Below are 22,490 nucleotides of genomic sequence, written 5' to 3'. Positions count from 1 at the left end.
TCTATCGCCGCGAACTGCCTGCTCTGGCAAAATCGGCACCATGACTTCTCTCCCCAATCTCGACCACCTGACTCCCGAACAACTGCGTGCGTTGGCGGCGCAGTTGATACAGCGCGTCGAGACGCTCGACCATCAAGTCGACACGCTGGGTAAGACGGTTGAGACGATGGGCAGGAAGATCAATCGCGATCAAACGGTGATCGAGAAGCTGACCCACGAGATCGCACAACTCAAGCGTTTGAAGTTTGCCAAGCGCAGCGAGCAGATGAATCCTGAGCAGGCCAGCTTGCTCGATGACCTGATCGATACCGATATCGCGGCGATTGAAGCAGAGCTTCAAGCCTTGCAAACAGTGCTGGCCCCGACCGAGAAAAAGCAAAAGCCCAAACGCACTGCTTTGCCGGCAGAGTTTCCACGCACGCTAACCCGACGTACTTCAGTAGGCGGAACGTGGAAATCCCGTATCGCTCCCATTGGGAAAGCAGTTTGCAAAAACTGCCCATGGTGGTGCGGGCGAAGGAACGAGGAAAAAGCGAACGCCGTCCTGTAATGGGTTGGATAGAGGTTGAAACATCACTTCACGCGAAAGCGGGCAGACGTCCTCATGGTCTCTCTTCACACGAGAGTAGGTAGAACCCTTTCAACGGAAGGAGAGCAAATGAACGCAGCAACATTGGCGTGTGCACCTTCCGGCACGTCGTGGGACGGCATCGATTGGATCGCCGTACAACGTCGTGTCAAAGGGCTGCAAGCACGTATTGTGAAGGCTGTACAAGACGGCAGGCATAACAAGGCGAGAGCCTTGCAATGGCTGCTGACTCACTCGTTCAGCGGCAAAGCTCTAGCCGTGAAACGTGTGTCTGAAAACAAAGGCAAAAATACCCCCGGTGTGGACAAGGTCACTTGGAATACGCCTAGGGCCAAGATCGGTGCGATAGAGTCGTTGAAGCGGCGAGGCTACTCGCCGCTTCCGCTTCGGAGAGTCCTCATTCCGAAGAAAAACGGTAAGACGAGACCTCTCGGAATTCCCGCGATGAGATGCCGGGCCATGCAGGCGCTTCATTTGCTGGCGCTGGAACCGATAGAGGAAACCACCGCCGACCCGAACTCTTATGGATTCAGGCCGGAACGCTCAACTGCGGATGCCGCCGCACAGTGCTTTGGTGTGCTGTCACGAAAAGCAAACGTGGAGTGGGTGTTAGAGGGCGACATTCAAGGCTGTTTCGACAATATTAGCCATGACTGGTTGATCGCCAACATTCCCATGGATAAGGCGATTTTGCAGAAATGGCTCCAGGCCGGTTATGTCTACCAGAACCAACTGTTCCCCAGCCACGCGGGAACCCCGCAGGGAGGCATCATACCCCGGTGTTGGCGAACATGACGCTGGATGGGTTGGAAACGATGCTGGCGAAGAAATTTCCCAACGCGAAGTGGACAGCCCGAAAAATGCGCGTGGTGCGCTATGCAGATGACTTCATCATCACAGGCTGTTCGAAAGAGTGGCTGGAGAATGAAGTCAGGCCCGCTGTGGTTGATTTCTTGGCAGAGCGTGGACTTGTTCTCTCTCCGGAAAAAACCAAAGTAACGCACATAGGGGACGGGTTCGACTTCCTCGGATGGAACCTGCGCAAGTACAACGGCAAGCTCCTGATCAAGCCGTCCAAGGCGAACATCGGGGCTCTACTTGCCAAGCTGCGAGAGTTGATCAAGACCAACAAAACGATACGACAGGCGAACTTGATAGGTTTGCTCAACCCGGTTTTACGGGGTTGGGCAAACTCCCGCTACTGCAGCTGCTGATCAAGGTTCACGTCAACCGCAGGTTGACCCTCAAGAGCTGCAGCAAGCGAGACAGGGCTTATTGCTTGCCTTGCTGCAGGCGAGCCCTGGCCGACCCAAGGAAGAGTTATACGATTCACCGTATGTCCGTGGTTGTGGTTTACAGTGCGTTCCGTCGCTGATGGAGATGGCTTATGGTGGACCGGGTAAGATATAAATCCGGTTAATATTTCAAGTCGCGGTTTGTCTTTTACAATTTATTTCTAACGACCGTATTGTTGGTTACAGCCTCTACACTGGTCGCAGTAGTGAAGCTCCGAACCTACCTACAATTTTTCCCGGGCGCGGAAGCGCTCGGGTTTTTTAATCTCTTTTGCTCCGAATGAGGTCGGTTCAGATTCAGAATCTTGACGTACCCCGGCCCCGCTGCGCTGAGGGACCTGGTTTTGACAGATTTTCTGTTGGCTACGTTGAGCAAGTTTGTTCAGATATCACGCTATATCTGAAGCCGGCGTCCAACTGTAGCCGTTCGCAGCACACTATTGTGGTAAAACGGCTTTGTCCCAAATGCCCAAGCACGGCCGTGGATATAAATCGAGGACCGGTATCGCACAGTTATTGGCGGTCAGTACGAAGCGACTCGACGCCTATCAGGTGCAACATGTTGCACCGGTACAGACCAGCATGGCTCGCGAAGTAACTGATAGTTCCCACGTCTTCAGTGCGCCTTAAGCACCGCAGTCGCTTCGGATGATCAAACGGCCTGCTGAACTAGAAGTCCCAGGTCCGGTACCAGACAGTGACGCATTACAACCTCCGGCTGATTTATAGGATTAATGCTGGCGTTGTCTGCCTTCAACCCCGGGTTCAGCAGGCTCAAGACAAAGATTCGAGGGGCGTGATGGCCGTGGATCTTTGAGACTCCCCCAGTCGATTGTTCGATGGACGTGGTTCAAATACCAGGGTGTTGCCCCCGGCGCTTGGGTGTCATGCAACTGGAAAAGGAGATGCCCCTGAAGGAGAGGCTATTTATTTGGCTGATGGGCGAAGTGGAACCGACCTGCCGTAAGCACTGACCTGATAGGGCCGACTCACGATGCACTATATGTTTTGGCATTCCCGTATTAGAAAAGGTGGGCTACTGATGAGCATGGATGAATTTCGACTGGTCAGGTTGGCTTATAGCAATGGACGCCGATGTCTCTGGATAGGGAGAAATCGACGCTACTCTGATGCTGCATGGTCGGGCCAAGCTTTTGCACTTAAATGCCGAGAGAAAAGCCATGCGGGGTTCTTCCCCTAGGGAAGGTCTGAAGTACCCACCGATTTTTCATGCCCTCGCTACTTGAGGCTCAAAAAATCATAAGTCGGTCGAAAATCAGACCTTTCTTGCCCTTAACTCATGGTTCTTTCCTTTGATCGCGCTGTTTCAGGGCGATCAGCCCGCATTACAGGCGCACCTCGCCCATACCCATCAGCCGTTTTCGAACCATCCACAGGTTCGACAAAGCGAACAAGGTTGTCTGTTGCGCGATGTTTTTCGACAAACCACGAAAGCGCACTTTCGTATAGCCAAACTGGCGCTTGATCACGCGAAACGGATGTTCAACCTTGGCCCGTACCTGCGCTTTCGCGTATTCGATCTTGCGTCGCATGCGCCCGATCAAACTCTTTTTCGCGTGCTTTTTATAGCTGCTGGGTCGGGCGGCAATGGACCAGATCATCTTGCGGTCCTGATGCTCTGGGCGTTTGTCCACTCCGGTGTAACCCGCATCCCCGCACACGTAAGTTTCCTCGCCGTGCAGTAACTGATCGACCTGTGTCACGTCCGCTACATTCGCTGCGGTGCCCACCAGTCTATGCACCAAGCCGGATTCGGCGTCGACGCCGATGTGCGCTTTCAGTCGGGTAAAGCAGGAGTGTTACCACTCCTGCCTCCCCTAAGAACCGTACTTGAGAGTCACCCCTCATACGGCTCAAGCCTTCCAGCAGCCTGAGTGAGACCGGGCTACCTGACGATGCGCTCTTCGGCGCTCAAGGTACGATGTCCATGTTGGGTCGAACGGGTTCGCTGCACTGCATATTTTGATATGCCGAACGATCGAAACACTGGCAGCGGCAAAGAGCCAAACAGGTTGACTCATGCCACGTACTTTTTCCTTAGAGGCAAAAACCCAGTGCCGTTGACCCACTACACGGAAGTAACGTTGTTTTACCCAATGGGCATTTTTCATGGCATGCCGACGGACAGCCCAGCGCCATAACACTCGCCAAATCTGATGGTCGATCCACGCGAAACGCTTGGCAGCGACAACATGGCGATGATACATAGCCCACCCCCGGATCACCGGGTTCAGGGCCAGGATCAGGTTTGCTTGCGTCGCCGCCTTGTTTCCGTTTGTGATTTCCCGGACCTTGTCCAGAAGCACTTTCACACTCTTGCGAGCCGGAGTGATGAGTAGCTTGCCAGCGTACTTGCGTACGTTCTGGCCCAGAAAATCGAAGCCTTGCGAGATATGCGTGATGTGAGTCTTTTCATCAGAAAGTTCCAAGCCTCGCTCTTTCAGGAATGCCTCAATTGCAGGTCGAACCTGATATTGCAGGATAGCCTTCGAAGTTCCCGTGATGATGAAGTCATCGGCATATCTCACGACGTGTATCTTCAATGGCTGTCGCTTTCGATCCGTCGAAGCCACACTTGTGTGGACAACATGTTCCAGCCCATCTAACGTCCAATTCGCAAGTATCGGGGAGATGATTCCCCCTTGCGGGGTTCCTGCCTCCGTTGCGAACAAGGCTCCCTGATCGACATACCCGGCTCGAAGCCACTTACGCAGAACCACTTTATCCATGGGTACGTTGGCGAGCAGCCAATCGTGACTGATATTGTCAAAGCAGCCTCGAATGTCGCCCTCAAGTACCCATTGTGCCGAACTGCGTTTCGCCAGTGCATTGAAGCAATGTGCGATTGCATCGGCCGTGGATCGCTGCGGCCGAAATCCATACGAGTTGGGATCCGCGCGAGTTTCTGCAACCGGCTCAAGTGCCAGTTTCCACAGCGCCTGCATTGCGCGATCCCGCATCGTTGGAATTCCCAGCGGGCGCTTCTTGCCATTACTTTTGGGTATGTAGATACGTCTCAGCGGTTGAGGGCAATAGCCCCGATGCTGTAACGCTTGCACTCCCTTCGACTTGGCCAAAGGGGTTGACCAGATCTTGCCGTCAACGCCCGGTGTTCTCTTGCCTCTATTCTCCGTCACTCGTTTCACGGCCAATATCTTGCCGCTGTACGAGCGAGTCAGCAGCCGCTGCAAGGCTTGCACCTTGCCCCATCTGCCTTCTCGTGTTGCCTTGGCTATACGTACCTGGAGTCGTTTCACTTGCGATTCGATTTGGCACCAGGATAGGGGCCAGAGCGACTCGAAGTTCGAAGATGCACCAGTGCCCGCCGCTGCTTGTGCATGGGGTGTGAGCACTACCATCTGCCTTCCTCCGTACAACGATTGATCAGGTTGTTTCGCCATGGAAGACCTTGTGGAAGTCTGCTCGCTTTCGCGCCAGATGATCTTTCAACCTGTATTCGCCCCATTACAGGGCGACTTTCGCTTTTTCCACATTCCTTTACCCGCAGCACCAACAGCTTGCTTTACAGCTCACCTGCCGAAAACGGCGGCGCTACGGGCTTACCCTGTTCCACATGAATTTCCAAACGGGTCGGGCTCCTCGATTTCGCCGGCGGCACCACATCCACGAGGGGGTATCGGTAAGACCCCCTGCCTGTCCGCATACCTTTTGGTTCAAGCCTATCAGCATCTTTGGCTTGGCTATTTTGACGACGTTTATATGAGGTTCACGTGTGTTAGCCGTACCCGTTCATCCCTAGCCCCTCTCCGCCTTGATGCTGGCAGATTCAGTCTGGCCTCGCGGTTCGACCTACCGAAATATCGGCGGTTACATTGTCCCCAGAGCTTCAGACCCAGCTGTTACCGGCCACGCCTGTCTGGGTAGGGAGCGAGTGGTGGAACAATCGGTTCCGTCGGGCGTTAACCTGCGGAACAGAAATCCATGCGACTTTCAGGTCGCACTCCCGAAGAAATATTGGTTTCCTTTCTTCGTCTGATGCATTTCAGGGTCGCGTTTGCCGTCCTTGTTCTTGGTCGAACTCGGCGCGTGAATGATCGTCGCATCGACCACCGTGCCTTGGCGCAGCATCAAACCACGGTCACCCAGATAGCCATTGATGACCTGCAAAATCCCGCCAGCCAACTCATGCTTTTCCAACAAACGGCGGAAATTGAGGATCGTGGTTTCATCGGGAATTCGATCCAGATTCAAGCCCGCGAACTGGCGCAAAATCGTCGTTTCATACAGGGATTCTTCCATCGCCGGATCGCTGTAACCGAACCAGTTCTGCATCAGATGAACCCGCAACATGGCCATCAACGGATACGCCGGACGACCGCCGTCGCCCTTTGGATAAAACGGTTCGATCAAGGCGATCAAACCCTTCCAGGGCACGACCTGATCCATCTCGATCAGGAAGCGCTCGCGGCGGGTCTGCTTACGTTTACCAGCGTATTCGGCATCGGCGAAGGACATCTGTTTCATCGAGGCTCAACCGTTCTGTTCGTGTGAGGTGGCTATTTCACCAAATCTAGAAGTCTTTTTCAGAGTTTCCCTAGGAAAAAACCTTAACATGTGTATTCCAAATACTGCGGGTTCCCTACTTGCAGTGCACCTAGGCGGGTTCGAGTCTGATTGAGATTCGCCGCCCTAAGCAGTGCAAGGCGCTCTCAATGTTCTCGATTTTCGAGGGATAACAGAAATTGATCAGGCAATAGACGTGGCCCCTTGGCACGCCCAGACGACGGGCCAGTTCCGTTTGGGTGATTCCGGACTCCAGCAGCGCATTCCATAGCGCAATCTTGGCGGCGGTCCGCGCCGGCAGATGCAAGTGTACGTCCTCAGTCTGCAATTGGGTGTGACCGGCGGGAATGGCTCGGCGCTGATTAACATACATCGACAGCACCGCTTCGAAGTCATCCAGGGCACAGGCCAGCGCTTGTTCGAGCGTATCGCCGGCAATATGCAGCTCGGGGATTTCGACGTTCCTCAGCCAGACGCTGTCAGGTGCTCGATGAATCTGTAAGGCGTATTCAAACATGGTGACTCCCTTCATATAGGCAACTGGGTCACTTCCTTGGGACCCACGGGGTGAGGTTCGATGTCAGGTGAAAACGGCGCGCTGATTGTCAACACGTCGGTGCGACGTGAAAGTAACGGAGCCTCTCTCTAGCGTCATGGCTTGGGATATCCCTGACGCTAGCACGGGCGGCGAACTGGCCGAGCGGATCGACACGATCTGAAAAACATTCGCGTGGAAAATGAGCAACCCTGCCCAATGCGGGGCTGGACGGTTTTAAGGGTTGGAGACGAGTGTCGAATGATTGGGCTGAAGGGTATGCGCAAACCGGCAGAATTTCTCCACGCCGTCACCCTAGGCAGTTGCGACGGGCCCCCGTCGGCGTCGAGCGGCAGTGATGGGCTTCTCAAACAATCTATTGATCTGGTTCAGCTACGGTACAGCGAGGGTACAGCGGGCGTTCAGCAACGGATCGGTAGCCTTGCTGAGTACTCAACGCGCTAAGCGCCTCAGGAAAATCCCCCATGACCCACCTCAAAAAAATGCTGTTGGCTTTCTCCCTGCTGGGCACCGCAGTCGCGGTGCAAGCCGAGACCAAGAATTTTGCCGGCCTGACCTATGGCCAGACCAGCAACCAGGTCAGCAAATCCAAGTCGCTGAACGACAACCTCAACCATCCGAGCGCCGACGGCATCATCCACAAGGACCACACCTTTGGGTTGCGGGTTGGTCGGCAAAGCGACGACAGCCGTTACTACGCCACCTACGACAACGTCTCGGGCTCGCACCATGCCAACAAGCAGCGTCAGGAAAACCTGCTCGGCAGCTACGACCTGTTCCTGCCGGTGACCGCCAGCACCAAACTGTTCGGCGGTGCTTCGGCCGGTCTGACCAAGATCAGTCAGGAATCATCCGGCTTCAGCCGCGACACCAACGTTGGCTATACCATTGGTGGCCAGGTCGGGGTGCTGCAACAGGTGTCGCAAAACACCTCGGTGGAGCTGGGGTACCGTTACCTGCGCACCAACGCCAGTACTGAGCTCAATGAGCACGGTGGCAGCAAACAGGGCTCGATGAAAGTCAACAGCAGCGCCCAGACCTACTTGGCCGCTAATTACGCGTTCTAACCAGCGTTTCGCACAAAGATCCGCGCCGGATACCCTAAGGTATCCGGCGTCGTTTACTCCAGGAGAACGTGATGAAATTGCTGGTCGTGGAAGAAGACGCATTGTTGCGCCATCAGATGCATACCCGGCTGAGCGAAAGTGGGCACTTGGTGGAGTCAGTGCCCGGTGCCGAAGAGGCGTTGTACTTGGCCGAGCACTTTCAGCATGACCTGGCGCTGATCGATCTTGGTTTGTCCGGCATGAGTGGGCAGGCGTTGATCCGTGAGCTGCGCCGCCGGGGCAAGACGTTTCCGGTCCTGGTCCTTACCGCGCGTTGCAATTGGCAAGACAAGGTCGAAGGTCTGGCGGCTGGGGCTGACGGCTACCTGACCAAACCCTTTCAGTTTGACGAACTCGATGCTCGTCTGAAGGCCCTACGGCGCCGTGCCGAGGGGTTCTCTCCGTTGACACTGTGCGCCGGACCGTTGTCACTCGATCGCCAGCGCAAACAGGCGGCGCTTGATGAACAGCCGTTGGCCCTGAGTACCTACGAATATCGCATCCTCGAATACCTGATGCGCCATCATCAACAGGTGGTGGCCAAGGAGCACTTGGTCGCGCTGTATCCGAATGACGCTCAGCGCGATCCGAATGTCATCGAGGTGTTGGTGTGCCGGCTGCGACGTAAACTCGAAGGTCTGAACGGTTTTAAACCCATCCACACCGTGCGAGGCCACGGTTACCTATTCACGGAGCGCTGTACTTGACCCACTCACTGCGTCCCTTGGTTGATGCTCGCCGCGACCCTGATGGCGATCGTGCCGGTGACCCTTGATTGTGCCGCTGACGGGCGAGTTGGCCAGCGGTGTGGCGATCACGGCGCTTATCATCACCTTCTGAGCAATCAAGGGGGAATACGACAACGGCCAACCTCGTCATTCAGCATTTATCAGGCTGACCACTTATTTACTGCGAAGCCAAGGAGGCACCATGCTTGAAAGTGGGTTTTCATCTGGTGATCGAAGGTAAGGAGCCCATGACCGTCCAAAGCGACTCAGAAGTTCGCTGCAAGACGGCCATGGCCAGCATACTGGCGGTGCAGCGATTGCAAGGTCGAAAGGCCGTTGGGGCCCGCTACGTCAGGGCCACAGACGGGTCGAAATGACAGCCTGCGCGTTTTCGCGATGCCTGCGGACGATTTCAGTGGCGGTTTGTTTACTCATACCAAAATCTCGGGCGATCCACCTGTAGCTGCGACCAGCTTCGATGACTTTGGGGTAAAGCTTGTCGGATTTTGGGCGTAGCCTACTTGCCGTCCGAGCATACGTCCCCGGGCGCGAGCAGCGGCTAGGCCTGACTTGACCCGTTCACTGATGAGATCACGCTCCAACTCGGCAATGCCGGAGAGAAACATCGCCAGCCTACGACCATGCGGGGATGAGAGGTCGAACGCCATACCGTTCATGGCAATGACGGATACCTCCAACCCACCAGTTCACGTGTTAAGAAGGCCGACCACCCCATCGAGACCGCTCTGTTACGAGAATGACATCGATCTGCCGTGACTGGGTCAAGGCCATGATTTTTCGCCCTGCCGCGCGGTCAAGCTTCGTACCAAAACCGGTCTCCTTAAAGATCTCAATGGGATTGTAACCAGCACGACTGGCAAACGCCGTCAGGTCACGCTCCTGCCGTTCGCATGATTGGTCGGCGGTCATAGGGGCACAACTCGGAATCCCAGCCGATGCGCTCATCATTTATGCGGAGCGGTGTCAAACTCGCCAGCAGCATATGGAGCGTTGCGTAAAATTTATAGCTCCAAGACGTTCAGTGGCTGCGGAACTCGAGCCATTCGTGATTGGCTTTTCGATCAGGCTGAAGATGCTCGCTCCAGCGAAGATATTGCTCATCGCCTGGTGGCCCGTTGTCGTGAAACGCTAACGATCTAGCCCACGATATCGACTATTGAGCGGTTGTGTGCAGACGCAATGGTCGCCGCCGAACGGCCACCGAAACGCGTATTGCGCAAAGCCCAAGGCTGACGCAAGCGCGACTCGATGGGCTGGTGGCGGAAATTGTCGATGGCCGTATCTGCCGGTTCATCTGGCTTCGCAAATTTGAGGTCGGCAACAACTCAGCAGCAGCGAACCGTCTGTTAGACCCACTGGAGTTTCTGCGAGGCTTGGAAATCGATCCGCAGACGCTCACTGGTGTTGCGCCACACCGCATTACACGCCTGCGTCGACAGGGTGAACGCTACTTTGCCGATGGCCTGCGCGACATAAGCTCGACTGCGCTATGCGCCCCGTATGTTGCGATGCCTGAAACTCGAGGCTGCCTCCCTGGCACAGCCCTTGATTACGGCGGCAAAAGCTATTGGAGAAAGGCTCGCGGCACCGACAGACGACTGTTTCTTCCGGCCGAATTCGAAATGGCACCACCCTCTGCGAGCACAAGATCAGGAGGACACCCGTTTTTTGGAAGTGGCAGTCCTGTCTCACCTGCGCGATGCTTTCGGATCCGGTGACATCTGGCTGGACCATTCACGCCCCTACAGCGATCTCAAACAGGTCCTGTTACCGAGAAGTACCGCACAGACAAATGCAAGGCTGGCCGTCCCCTTGGATGCACAGGAACTGATATTTGATCTCTATCGTCGATGCCGACTGTTCGGATCATTGAAGTCGATGCAGCTCTTGGACTCACCGAAACTTTCACCCATTTACGAACGGGTGTGCCAGGCGGCGACCAGATCGGTTTGCTCAATGTCCCAGTCAGGGACTTTTTGGCGCGATAGCATTGAATGGGCCCGTGTGTGCCGACGGTTAACGGTGGACTGACTCATTTCAACATCGAGATCATCGACACCGCCGCACTGCGGGCGACTAAACGTGGGATAAAACCCCTGTTGAAATTGTTTATAAAATCAATGAGTTCATATTAACTTACAATTTTGTCGTGCGCTGCATTGGGTTTCAAGCAAATAATCGAAGCTTACGCCATCAAGGATGACGGTGTGTCGATGTGAATGTTCCATCGAATACTTAATTGAAACGGACGTCATGCTGAATCAGGGCTTAGGGCTATTCCATCGTAAAACCTCTGCATTGCGCCATACGGCTTTTCTCTGTTTGGCTCTGCAAATTTTTAGTATCGCAAGTGCTGTCGCCTCCCCCCTCTTGAATGGGGCTGTTCCGGGCGTACATCATAAAAAGCAAAGCGATGCAACTGCCTCCATGCAAGAGTACGTCCTGCTCATTCCTGCGGAGCGGGAAACAAACGCGAACATCGCTGCCCGTTTTGGTGTTTCCGAGTCGGCGCTGGCCGCTCTACAAAACCAGGCATCGCAGGCAGGTTGGACGGGAGGAGCGATACTGATTCCCCGTCAGACAACTGGTGAGTCGCGCCTGTACCCCGCCTATACCACGCATGCGCTCGCCAAGGGCGAGACGCTAGGCTCACTGGCGATTAAAGTGAATCGCTCTGAGCCAGAGCTGCGCCGGCTCAACACGCTGGTCCTTGGTGATGCTGTTCTAAGGAACCTCAAAGAAGGCGATGTTTTTTTGATCCCCGCACCTGCTGCGATGAATAAAATCAGCAGGGGGGTGGATACACAGAAAAACCAGCAAGACTTCGAGGCGCTTTTGGCAAAGGCCGCTGTACAAGCGGGGGATAACTATAAATCACAGGCTCGGGGTCGCTCGGATCCTGCAAATTTCTTGGCCCAGCAGGGGGCTGCCAGCGTAACAAATGCCGCAAACGGCGCAATCTCTTCTAGTCTCGAAGAGATTCTCAGTCCTTATGGGCGGGCGCAGGTTGGCGTACGCGCCAATACCAGAACGCATTCGCTTGATCTCAATGTCGATTATTTGCATCCGCTTTTGCAAAGCGATGACGACATCCTTTTTGCCCAGATAGGTGCCCGTACTTTCGATGATCGCAATATCGGAAATGTGGGCCTGGGTTACCGTCGCCAGATCAACCCGGAGCTGATGCTGGGCGGTAATGCCTTTATCGACCAAGACTTTAGCCGCAGCCATACTCGAGCAGGGATAGGAGCGGAAATTTGGGGTAATGCTGCGCGCTTGGCTTCCAATGCCTATGTGCCTGTCAGCGATTGGAGAAAATCCGATCAACACCGTCTGAACTCCGATCCCAATCGAATGAATTTGTTCGAGCGGCCTGCCTCAGGCTGGGATACGCGCGTGGAAACCTTGATTCCAGGCTTTCCGCAGATGGCCGCCACCGCACAATACTTTCAATGGAAGGGTAAGGGGGTCGATGCCTTTGGTGGCGGTAAGTTGAAGAAAGATCCCACAGGACATGGCGTGGGGCTGAAATGGCAACCGATTCCGTTGCTTGGCTTCACCTCGGAACATCAGCGACTCCAAGGGGGGAGTGGGCAGTTTCAATTCGGCATGAGCTTGAACTGGAGCTTTGATCGCGATCTGAAGAAGCAGTTGCGCTCAGAGCAATCAACGGCCTTGAGACCGCTGGTATTGGCCAGGCAGGATTTTGTAGACCGTAATTACAACGTGGTTTTGAACTACAAAGAGCAGGCTAAATATCGTCACTTCGGGTTTGTTTCCCAAACAGTAGTTGTGCAGGCTAATCCACTGTCGGGCACCCACGTGACCCAGGCCTCGCCAATGCTGCGAGGCATTCCTGCCGCAGGTTTTGTGCGTTATGAATTGGCGAACAACACCCCGCTGATAACGATTGATCCCCAGTCAGGTGTGAACACCTTGACTCCTGGCGCCGAGACCCAGCAGGTTACCGTCATTGCACGTCTCTATATGCCGCGTTTGGCCTCCTTGGAGAACAGCAAGGGAGTCGTTGAACGGTTGCTAGCCTCCGCGGGGAAGGTCTTGCGAGCCACTGCTGACTTCTTCATTGTTTCGGTCCATGCCAACGAGAATCAAGGTATTCCTCAGAACTATCTGGAAGTTGCCGATGCCAATTATCACTTGGCCGTCATCGAAGGGAGGCCCATTGCCATTGGCTCTATCGAATTGGCGGTTATCAATGATCGCTCGCCGGCTAACGACAGCACGCCGAACATTGTGGAGGCGACGGTCAGGGATGAGGCGGGGCGCCCGGTCGCTGATGCCGAGGTGAGCTTCACGCTCAGCAATGCGGCGACGCGTAATGCGCAGCTTGCGGTCACCGACGCAGGCGGTGTAGCCCGCCTGAGTTTTTCCAGCAACATAGCCGGAAAGGTTTCCGTCACGGGCGAAGCCAATAGTCGAACCCACGCGATCGATGTTTATTTTATACCGGATGTGCTCTCGGCGAATATCAACCTCAGCGTAGATAAAGATGAAGCCATAGTAGGTCGGGACGAAGTGGTTCTGACCGGCACTCTTTTTGATGGCAATAATAATCCGGTAGACGGCGTAGCGGTGGGGCTTGTGGCTACTCATTACGCGACGATCATTCGTAGCGCGATTACCGACCCAGAGGGACGCTTCAGCGTTAAGCTTAAAAGTGACAACGCTGGGAGAGTCGACGTGACGGCGAGTATTGATGGTGATGAAGCCTCTACGTCGAGTATTTCTGTTCTCTTTTTGGCGGATACCAGCACGGCGGTCATCGCCTCGGGCAACCTGGTGGTCAGCAGCAACGGTGCGTTGGCCAACGGCACTGCCACAAACGCGGTGACCGCGATGGTGACAGATGCCAAGGGCAACCCGGTAGCGGACATGCAGGTGAGCTTTACAGCCACTAACGATGCGGTGATAACGACAGCCGTGGTCAACACCGATGCCCAGGGTCAGGCCAGCACCACGCTGACCAACACCAACGCCGGCGTCAGCCGCGTCACGGCGACGGTGAATGGCACCGAGGTGAGCATGGACACCACTTTTGTGGCGGATGCGAATACTGCGGCAGCGACACTGAGCGTCACCAGCGATGCCATTGCCGATGGCAGGGCCACTAACACGGCGAGGGTGATCGTCAAGGATGCCAAGGGCAACCCGGTAGCGGACATGCAGGTGAGCTTTACAGCCACTAACGATGCGGTGATAACGACAGCCGTGGTCAACACCGATGCCCAGGGTCAGGCCAGCACCACGCTGACCAACACCAACGCCGGCGTCAGCCGCGTCACGGCGACGGTGAATGGCACCGAGGTGAGCATGGACACCACTTTTGTGGCGGATGCGAATACTGCCGCAGCGACACTGAGCGTCACCAGCGATGCCATTGCCGATGGCAAGGCCACTAACACGGCGAGGGTGATCGTCAAGGATGCCAAGGGCAACCCGGTAGCGGACATGCAGGTGAGCTTTACAGCCACTAACGATGCGGTGATAACGACAGCCGTGGTCAACACCGATGCCCAGGGTCAGGCCAGCACCACGCTGACCAACACCAACGCCGGCGTCAGCCGCGTCACGGCGACGGTGAATGGCGCGGAGGTGAGCATGGACACCACTTTTGTGGCGGATACGAATACTGCCGCAGCGACACTGAGCGTCACCAGCGATGCCATTGCCGATGGCAAGGCCACTAACACGGCGAGGGTGATCGTCAAGGATGCCAAGGGCAACCCGGTAGCGGACATGCAGGTGAGCTTTACAGCCACTAACGATGCGGTGATAACGACAGCCGTGGTCAACACCGATGCCCAGGGTCAGGCCAGCACCACGCTGACCAACACCAACGCCGGCGTCAGCCGCGTCACGGCGACGGTGAATGGCACCGAGGTGAGCATGGACACCACTTTTGTGGCGGATACGAATACTGCGGCAGCGACACTGAGCGTCACCAGCGATGCCATTGCCGATGGCAAGGCCACTAACACGGCGAGGGTGATCGTCAAGGATGCCAAGGGCAACCCGGTAGCGGACATGCAGGTGAGCTTTACAGCCACTAACGATGCGGTGATAACGACAGCCGTGGTCAACACCGATGCCCAGGGTCAGGCCAGCACCACGCTGACCAACACCAACGCCGGCGTCAGCCGCGTCACGGCGACGGTGAATGGCACCGAGGTGAGCATGGACACCACTTTTGTGGCGGATGCGAATACTGCGGCAGCGACACTGAGCGTCACCAGCGATGCCATTGCCGATGGCAAGGCCACTAACACGGCGAGGGTGATCGTCAAGGATGCCAAGGGCAACCCGGTAGCGGACATGCAGGTGAGCTTTACAGCCACTAACGATGCGGTGATAACGACAGCCGTGGTCAACACCGATGCCCAGGGTCAGGCCAGCACCACGCTGACCAACACCAACGCCGGCGTCAGCCGCGTCACGGCGACGGTGAATGGCACCGAGGTGAGCATGGACACCACTTTTGTGGCGGATGCGAATACTGCGGCAGCGACACTGAGCGTCACCAGCGATGCCATTGCCGATGGCAGGGCCACTAACACGGCGAGGGTGATCGTCAAGGATGCCAAGGGCAACCCGGTAGCGGACATGCAGGTGAGCTTTACAGCCACTAACGATGCGGTGATAACGACAGCCGTGGTCAACACCGATGCCCAGGGTCAGGCCAGCACCACGCTGACCAACACCAACGCCGGCGTCAGCCGCGTCACGGCGACGGTGAATGGCACCGAGGTGAGCATGGACACCACTTTTGTGGCGGATGCGAATACTGCGGCAGCGACACTGAGCGTCACCAGCGATGCCATTGCCGATGGCAGGGCCACTAACACGGCGAGGGTGATCGTCAAGGATGCCAAGGGCAACCCGGTAGCGGACATGCAGGTGAGCTTTACAGCCACTAACGATGCGGTGATAACGACAGCCGTGGTCAACACCGATGCCCAGGGTCAGGCCAGCACCACGCTGACCAACACCAACGCCGGCGTCAGCCGCGTCACGGCGACGGTGAATGGCACCGAGGTGAGCATGGACACCACTTTTGTGGCGGATACGAATACTGCGGCAGCGACACTGAGCGTCACCAGCGATGCCATTGCCGATGGCAAGGCCACTAACACGGCGAGGGTGATCGTCAAGGATGCCAAGGGCAACCCGGTAGCGGACATGCAGGTGAGCTTTACAGCCACTAACGATGCGGTGATAACGACAGCCGTGGTCAACACCGATGCCCAGGGTCAGGCCAGCACCACGCTGACCAACACCAACGCCGGCGTCAGCCGCGTCACGGCGACGGTGAATGGCACCGAGGTGAGCATGGACACCACTTTTGTGGCGGATGCGAATACTGCGGCAGCGACACTGAGCGTCACCAGCGATGCCATTGCCGATGGCAAGGCCACTAACACGGCGAGGGTGATCGTCAAGGATGCCAAGGGCAACCCGGTAGCGGACATGCAGGTGAGCTTTACAGCCACTAACGATGCGGTGATAACGACAGCCGTGGTCAACACCGATGCCCAGGGTCAGGCCAGCACCACGCTGACCAACACCAACGCCGGCGTCAGCCGCGTCACGGCGACGGTGAATGGCACCGAGGTGAGCATGGACACCACTTTTGTGGCGGATGCGAATACTGCGGCAGCGACACTGAGCGTCACCAGCGATGCCATTGCCGATGGCAGGGCCACTAACACGGCGAGGGTGATCGTCAAGGATGCCAAGGGCAACCCGGTAGCGGACATGCAGGTGAGCTTTACAGCCACTAACGATGCGGTGATAACGACAGCCGTGGTCAACACCGATGCCCAGGGTCAGGCCAGCACCACGCTGACCAACACCAACGCCGGCGTCAGCCGCGTCACGGCGACGGTGAATGGCACCGAGGTGAGCATGGACACCACTTTTGTGGCGGATGCGAATACTGCGGCAGCGACACTGAGCGTCACCAGCGATGCCATTGCCGATGGCAGGGCCACTAACACGGCGAGGGTGATCGTCAAGGATGCCAAGGGCAACCCGGTAGCGGACATGCAGGTGAGCTTTACAGCCACTAACGATGCGGTGATAACGACAGCCGTGGTCAACACCGATGCCCAGGGTCAGGCCAGCACCACGCTGACCAACACCAACGCCGGCGTCAGCCGCGTCACGGCGACGGTGAATGGCACCGAGGTGAGCATGGACACCACTTTTGTGGCGGATGCGAATACTGCGGCAGCGACACTGAGCGTCACCAGCGATGCCATTGCCGATGGCAGGGCCACTAACACGGCGAGGGTGATCGTCAAGGATGCCAAGGGCAACCCGGTAGCGGACATGCAGGTGAGCTTTACAGCCACTAACGATGCGGTGATAACGACAGCCGTGGTCAACACCGATGCCCAGGGTCAGGCCAGCACCACGCTGACCAACACCAACGCCGGCGTCAGCCGCGTCACGGCGACGGTGAATGGCACCGAGGTGAGCATGGACACCACTTTTGTGGCGGATGCGAATACTGCGGCAGCGACACTGAGCGTCACCAGCGATGCCATTGCCGATGGCAGGGCCACTAACACGGCGAGGGTGATCGTCAAGGATGCCAAGGGCAACCCGGTAGCGGACATGCAGGTGAGCTTTACAGCCACTAACGATGCGGTGATAACGACAGCCGTGGTCAACACCGATGCCCAGGGTCAGGCCAGCACCACGCTGACCAACACCAACGCCGGCGTCAGCCGCGTCACGGCGACGGTGAATGGCACCGAGGTGAGCATGGACACCACTTTTGTGGCGGATGCGAATACTGCGGCAGCGACACTGAGCGTCACCAGCGATGCCATTGCCGATGGCAGGGCCACTAACACGGCGAGGGTGATCGTCAAGGATGCCAAGGGCAACCCGGTAGCGGACATGCAGGTGAGCTTTACAGCCACTAACGATGCGGTGATAACGACAGCCGTGGTCAACACCGATGCCCAGGGTCAGGCCAGCACCACGCTGACCAACACCAACGCCGGCGTCAGCCGCGTCACGGCGACGGTGAATGGCACCGAGGTGAGCATGGACACCACTTTTGTGGCGGATGCGAATACTGCGGCAGCGACACTGAGCGTCACCAGCGATGCCATTGCCGATGGCAGGGCCACTAACACGGCGAGGGTGATCGTCAAGGATGCCAAGGGCAACCCGGTAGCGGACATGCAGGTGAGCTTTACAGCCACTAACGATGCGGTGATAACGACAGCCGTGGTCAACACCGATGCCCAGGGTCAGGCCAGCACCACGCTGACCAACACCAACGCCGGCGTCAGCCGCGTCACGGCGACGGTGAATGGCACCGAGGTGAGCATGGACACCACTTTTGTGGCGGATGCGAATACTGCCGCAGCGACACTGAGCGTCACCAGCGATGCCATTGCCGATGGCAAGGCCACTAACACGGCGAGGGTGATCGTCAAGGATGCCAAGGGCAACCCGGTAGCGGACATGCAGGTGAGCTTTACAGCCACTAACGATGCGGTGATAACGACAGCCGTGGTCAACACCGATGCCCAGGGTCAGGCCAGCACCACGCTGACCAACACCAACGCCGGCGTCAGCCGCGTCACGGCGACGGTGAATGGCGCGGAGGTGAGCATGGACACCACTTTTGTGGCGGATACGAATACTGCCGCAGCGACACTGAGCGTCACCAGCGATGCCATTGCCGATGGCAAGGCCACTAACACGGCGAGGGTGATCGTCAAGGATGCCAAGGGCAACCCGGTAGCGGACATGCAGGTGAGCTTTACAGCCACTAACGATGCGGTGATAACGACAGCCGTGGTCAACACCGATGCCCAGGGTCAGGCCAGCACCACGCTGACCAACACCAACGCCGGCGTCAGCCGCGTCACGGCGACGGTGAATGGCACCGAGGTGAGCATGGACACCACTTTTGTGGCGGATACGAATACTGCGGCAGCGACACTGAGCGTCACCAGCGATGCCATTGCCGATGGCAAGGCCACTAACACGGCGAGGGTGATCGTCAAGGATGCCAAGGGCAACCCGGTAGCGGACATGCAGGTGAGCTTTACAGCCACTAACGATGCGGTGATAACGACAGCCGTGGTCAACACCGATGCCCAGGGTCAGGCCAGCACCACGCTGACCAACACCAACGCCGGCGTCAGCCGCGTCACGGCGACGGTGAATGGCACCGAGGTGAGCGTAAGCACAATTTTTATAGCTGATGTGAGTACTGCTCAACTGTCATTAAATGTATTCAGAGACAGACAAGTTGCTGATGGCTGCTCTAAAAATTCTGTTAAAGCTATCGTGGTAGATGCTTACGGCAATCGAGTTGAAGGCCTTTCCGTATTTTTTGATGCAATCCTTGTGGCGATAGATAAACAGCGTCAAACCGATATAAATGGTGAAGTTGTGATGGAGTTTGTAAGTGCGGTCGCGGGCACGAGTCAAGTTATGGCTGGTTTGAAAAAAGGCGAACTAAATAAAGCTGTGAGCACTGTATTTGTTGCCGACAACAAAACGCCGACTGGTATTTGGGATCGAGTCGACAAAGAAACGTTTCGGCTTACCGTCAAGGATGCCTATGGTAATCCACTTTCATGGACTCGCGTGAATTTTTACGGTAAAGGCGTGTTTTTTGCGGGTCTTTTTAATCCCGTTAAAGTAATAAAAACCACGGACAACAATGGGCAGATCCTTATTTCATATATGCATGCGAACGCTCTGGCAGGTTTGGGTGGTAGTATCTCGGCCACGCTATTTGTGAACAATGCACCCTTGGGCGCTGTTGATATTAAACCTTGGTGGGACCTCCTCGCATGGAGAAAGCGTGCGCCTGTTCGAAATGGGGATTGAGCGCGCGATGAGTATTTTTATGAGTTAGATGAACCTATAGCAGCTTTTGGATGAGCGCGAAAGTTGATCATGGATAACGAGCAGTTTGAGGAAAGTGGCATCAGCGCTGGGTGGAAAGTAATGTATTTGTCGCAGATTTGTGCTGGATATGTTCCCGTCCCCCTCGGGCAGGGTCGGTCCAAGCGAAGAATGCGGCAAGGGTGCCCGGCACTGATCGCTGTATTGACCGAAGACTTTATAATTCCAGAAAAAAACAAGGGGCGATGCTTATAAAGCATATGCTTTTTGCAAAGCTTACAGCGCTCGGTTGCCTACAGTCGCAGAGCCTCGAAATAAGTTTGGAGTGAATTTGAATGTCAGGGCGCTCTACTGGGCGAGTAAAGACGGTGGGCCTATCACCGGGACGACTGAGCTTTATGTTCTAGAGTCCGGTGCAAGCGGCCCTGCTCTCAGTATAATCTCTAGTATCCTAATCACGCACGATACTGTTTAGCCAATTACTACGAGATGCCTCAAACAGGTGCGGCGCTAATAGAGGTTGGACATTTAATGGAGTGTCAGGTGTGTTTATTTGTCTTCTACTTATTAAATGGATTTTTAACTTGGTGCCGTTGGCAGCAGTTACTGCCCACAGAGCGCCTGGCGCTATACGCGCCTGGATATTTTCAGTTTTCGCTGCTGAACCTCTCAATTTGGCAGCTACTTGTAATCAAAGAAGTTGGTTCGTGCAGCAGTGTGAGCTTAACAAGAGCTTACACCTGTATGGCCGACTAAGCTCGGCAAGCAATAGAGAGTCTCCAGCCGCGTTTTGGCAGGTCTCGGTAGGGATGGCAGTTACCTGCCCCCCCCCCGCACAGATCCGTACGTGCGGAACTACCGCGTACGGCTCCTGCCCCGGGTACCCGGGTATGTGGTGCGAAGCGATCCTCAGGGTAAGGATGTGCATTTCAGGTCTAGGTATGTAGAGGTCAGCAAGGCGTCCGTAGCGTGACCATGGAAGCCGATTGCGCTGGCTGCGACGTTTGAGGGCTTGCCGCCATAGACGGCAAACCGCCAGACGAAATCCACCAAGACGTATCAGATTTCCCGGCACCGCATGGTAACTGAAGTAGCCCGCCGGGTAAGCAACTGACCCACGACTTGAACAGATTCGTGCCGTCGGCGTTTCAGCTCATCCCGAATGGCCAGCAGCGTCGCACGCATTCGCTTCTTGACCGTCAGTCGCAGTATTTGGACCCACCGCTTCTGTTCGGTCTACAACAGTGCGTGAAGCCCAGGAAGTCAATCGTCTGCGGTTTACCTAACCCTCGCTTCCTACGATTTCTCGCAGCAAAACGACCAAACTCAATTAGCCGTGTCTTCGAGGCGTTTAGAGATAAACCGAACCTGGCCAACCGTTCCTGCAACTGCACCCGAAAGTGTTGAGCCTGCCATTGCGTCCTGAAACCCACCACGCTGTCGTCCGCGTAGCGCACAACGATCACATCGCCACGGGCATGCCGCTGGCGCCACTGCCTTGCACATAGATCCAAGATAGATATTCGCCAGTAACGGCGATTTAGCGCCGGCAACAATAGAGCAAACTCCCAGGTCATTTCCCGCCAAGGAAAACAGCATGCTTTCATGGCGTTGATCAATGATATTCAGGTTGAATGGTGAGTGGCGTGAGGTGCCGAATATAAAAATATTTTCGACATGCATGTCCTTGAGTGCCAAGTTTATGGTGCTCAGGGTTTCCTCATATGTAACGATCACTAGCGCGGTTTTGTCCAGCCATTCCAGTGCCAGGTGCTCTTGATTTAGAGTCAACTCAGCTATAATGGATTGAGGGTTGATTTGCAGGTGTTTAGTTATAATGGAGTAACCGCTGTTATAGGCCGTTTAGGAAAAGCGAACAGAAAGGAATCCTCGCCACAATGAGAACGCCCCGAAAGCCCACCATCTACAGCAATAAGTTGACCGCACAGCAGAACGCAGTGCTGGCCAAGTTCGAAACCCTCACCGGTCAGTGGCCGATTGCACTGGAAGCATTCGAAGCGGGCGAACTGACCGCCGCTGAGCTGTGGCGCAAGCAAGTCGCTTGGGTCATAGGCGTGTGCGCCGATGTGGTCAACATGCCGTTTTAATCGCCGCCGGGCGGAGTGCCCCGGGCGGTACGAGTAACGAACACTAAAAGGAAAGGAGCCCCCCAGCATGACCGACACCCTGGCCAACCTGGCCCGGCAGCAATTGGCGCGGATTTGTGCCCAGGTGACTGCCGTCGAAACCGTTTTGGCGCGCATTCGCGCACATGGCGATCCGCTGCATGCCGAGGCGGAAGCCCGGGCGCGGCAGCAGATTGAGGCGCTGAGTGCCCAGGCCGAGACCTTGGCACAGCGTCTGGGAGACGACCCGCCTCGGGTGCTGCACTGACGCCGGTACCGGAAAAATTAGCAACTAACCGGAAAGACTTTTCTGTCTCAAAGGAACCCCTCATGCCGTTGATGATGGACGCTGACCCCTGCGGCCTTACCTGGATGCAGTGCAGGGTACGCGTGCTGCGCGAGTCGCGCTGGTCAATGCCCTGAAAGCCCTTCCTCAGCCGCCCACTTGCCAGCCAACCGCCGATTTCCAGCGGTATTATAAGGCGGCCGACCGCGCGCATATCGAGGCCCGCGCACGGCTGGCCCGGCAGGTGGAGGAGGACGAAGGGGGGCGGTGTGGTGTGTTCCCTCTAAGCGTAAAAACGGGTCTGCTAATTTTTGCATACATAAAATGGCTGGGGCC

10 protein-coding genes and 5 pseudogenes are annotated in these 22,490 nt (G+C 56.2%); 8 read left to right on the top strand and 7 right to left on the bottom strand.

Annotated features, from left to right (window positions below; genetic code table 11):
* Positions 1-40 precede the first annotated feature (40 nt).
* Together ACYZT6_RS26220 and ltrA (ACYZT6_RS26215) are read left to right on the top strand one after the other, a co-directional pair.
* Positions 41-424, top strand: a pseudogene (locus ACYZT6_RS26220) (transposase domain-containing protein); the annotation flags it as partial.
* Positions 425-658: 234 nt separating this feature from the next.
* A pseudogene (gene ltrA, locus ACYZT6_RS26215) lies at positions 659-1,779 on the top strand (group II intron reverse transcriptase/maturase); the annotation flags it as partial.
* Between the two features lie 1,451 nt (positions 1,780-3,230).
* On the opposite strand, the pseudogene ACYZT6_RS26210 reads toward ltrA (ACYZT6_RS26215), so the two are convergent.
* From ACYZT6_RS26210 to ACYZT6_RS26195, 4 genes and pseudogenes are all read right to left on the bottom strand, one after another.
* A pseudogene (locus ACYZT6_RS26210) lies at positions 3,231-3,686 on the bottom strand (IS5 family transposase); the annotation flags it as partial.
* Between the two features lie 72 nt (positions 3,687-3,758).
* Positions 3,759-5,306, bottom strand: a complete 1,548-nt coding sequence (gene ltrA / locus ACYZT6_RS26205) for a group II intron reverse transcriptase/maturase (protein WP_462029212.1) — start codon at positions 5,304-5,306, stop codon at positions 3,759-3,761.
* Between the two features lie 562 nt (positions 5,307-5,868).
* Positions 5,869-6,390: pseudogene (locus ACYZT6_RS26200) on the bottom strand (IS5 family transposase); the annotation flags it as partial.
* A 130-nt stretch (positions 6,391-6,520) separates the two neighbouring features.
* A complete protein-coding gene (locus tag ACYZT6_RS26195) occupies positions 6,521-6,946 on the bottom strand; it encodes a type II toxin-antitoxin system HicB family antitoxin (protein WP_462029211.1) in 426 nt (141 codons plus the stop codon).
* Between the two features lie 503 nt (positions 6,947-7,449).
* Between ACYZT6_RS26195 and ACYZT6_RS26190 the strand changes: the two genes are divergently transcribed.
* A complete protein-coding gene (locus ACYZT6_RS26190) occupies positions 7,450-8,052 on the top strand; it encodes a hypothetical protein (RefSeq protein ID WP_462029210.1) in 603 nt (200 codons plus the stop codon).
* A 71-nt stretch (positions 8,053-8,123) separates the two neighbouring features.
* Positions 8,124-8,798, top strand: coding sequence for a response regulator (locus ACYZT6_RS26185; protein ID WP_462029209.1), 675 nt, complete (start codon positions 8,124-8,126; stop codon positions 8,796-8,798).
* Between the two features lie 452 nt (positions 8,799-9,250).
* On the opposite strand, the gene ACYZT6_RS26180 is transcribed toward ACYZT6_RS26185, so the two are convergent.
* Entirely contained in the window at positions 9,251-9,487 is a 237-nt protein-coding gene (locus tag ACYZT6_RS26180; RefSeq protein ID WP_462029208.1) for a recombinase family protein, read from the bottom strand.
* A gap of 46 nt (positions 9,488-9,533) precedes the next feature.
* Positions 9,534-9,749, bottom strand: coding sequence for a recombinase family protein (locus ACYZT6_RS26175; RefSeq protein ID WP_462029207.1), 216 nt, complete (start codon positions 9,747-9,749; stop codon positions 9,534-9,536).
* A gap of 714 nt (positions 9,750-10,463) precedes the next feature.
* Between ACYZT6_RS26175 and ACYZT6_RS26170 the strand changes: the two are divergent.
* Both ACYZT6_RS26170 and ACYZT6_RS26165 read left to right on the top strand, forming a co-directional pair.
* Positions 10,464-10,801, top strand: a pseudogene (locus tag ACYZT6_RS26170) (Tn3 family transposase); the annotation flags it as partial.
* A 238-nt stretch (positions 10,802-11,039) separates the two neighbouring features.
* Positions 11,040-19,724, top strand: a complete 8,685-nt coding sequence (locus ACYZT6_RS26165; protein WP_462029206.1) for an Ig-like domain-containing protein — start codon at positions 11,040-11,042, stop codon at positions 19,722-19,724.
* Between the two features lie 1,217 nt (positions 19,725-20,941).
* Here ACYZT6_RS26165 and ACYZT6_RS26160 read toward each other — a convergent pair.
* Complete coding sequence (locus ACYZT6_RS26160; RefSeq protein WP_462030019.1) at positions 20,942-21,319, bottom strand: reverse transcriptase domain-containing protein; 378 nt, start codon at positions 21,317-21,319, stop codon at positions 20,942-20,944.
* Between the two features lie 321 nt (positions 21,320-21,640).
* On the opposite strand from ACYZT6_RS26160, the gene ACYZT6_RS26155 reads away from it, so the two are divergent.
* Both ACYZT6_RS26155 and ACYZT6_RS26150 read left to right on the top strand, forming a co-directional pair.
* Positions 21,641-21,850 (top strand): hypothetical protein, encoded by a 210-nt coding sequence (locus tag ACYZT6_RS26155; RefSeq protein ID WP_462029205.1) that lies wholly within the window; start codon positions 21,641-21,643, stop codon positions 21,848-21,850.
* A gap of 67 nt (positions 21,851-21,917) precedes the next feature.
* A complete protein-coding gene (locus ACYZT6_RS26150) occupies positions 21,918-22,136 on the top strand; it encodes a hypothetical protein (protein ID WP_462029204.1) in 219 nt (72 codons plus the stop codon).
* Positions 22,137-22,490 lie beyond the last annotated feature (354 nt).

Source organism: Pseudomonas sp. RT6P73 (assembly GCF_054897715.1).
The sequence above is the reverse complement of the archived record's forward strand: the minus strand, read 5'-3'. Positions and strand labels throughout refer to the sequence as shown.

Coding starts and splice junctions, on each gene's coding strand:
- ACYZT6_RS26185 (WP_462029209.1), top strand. CDS start 8,124: ATGAAATTGCTGGTCGTGGAAGAAGACGCATTGTTGCGCCATCAGATG.
- ACYZT6_RS26160 (WP_462030019.1), bottom strand. CDS start 21,319: ATGACCTGGGAGTTTGCTCTATTGTTGCCGGCGCTAAATCGCCGTTAC.
- ACYZT6_RS26190 (WP_462029210.1), top strand. CDS start 7,450: ATGACCCACCTCAAAAAAATGCTGTTGGCTTTCTCCCTGCTGGGCACC.
- ltrA (WP_462029212.1), bottom strand. CDS start 5,306: ATGGCGAAACAACCTGATCAATCGTTGTACGGAGGAAGGCAGATGGTA.
- ACYZT6_RS26150 (WP_462029204.1), top strand. CDS start 21,918: ATGACCGACACCCTGGCCAACCTGGCCCGGCAGCAATTGGCGCGGATT.
- ACYZT6_RS26195 (WP_462029211.1), bottom strand. CDS start 6,946: ATGTTTGAATACGCCTTACAGATTCATCGAGCACCTGACAGCGTCTGG.
- ACYZT6_RS26155 (WP_462029205.1), top strand. CDS start 21,641: ATGAGAACGCCCCGAAAGCCCACCATCTACAGCAATAAGTTGACCGCA.
- ACYZT6_RS26165 (WP_462029206.1), top strand. CDS start 11,040: ATGACGGTGTGTCGATGTGAATGTTCCATCGAATACTTAATTGAAACG.
- ACYZT6_RS26180 (WP_462029208.1), bottom strand. CDS start 9,487: ATGGCGTTCGACCTCTCATCCCCGCATGGTCGTAGGCTGGCGATGTTT.
- ACYZT6_RS26175 (WP_462029207.1), bottom strand. CDS start 9,749: ATGACCGCCGACCAATCATGCGAACGGCAGGAGCGTGACCTGACGGCG.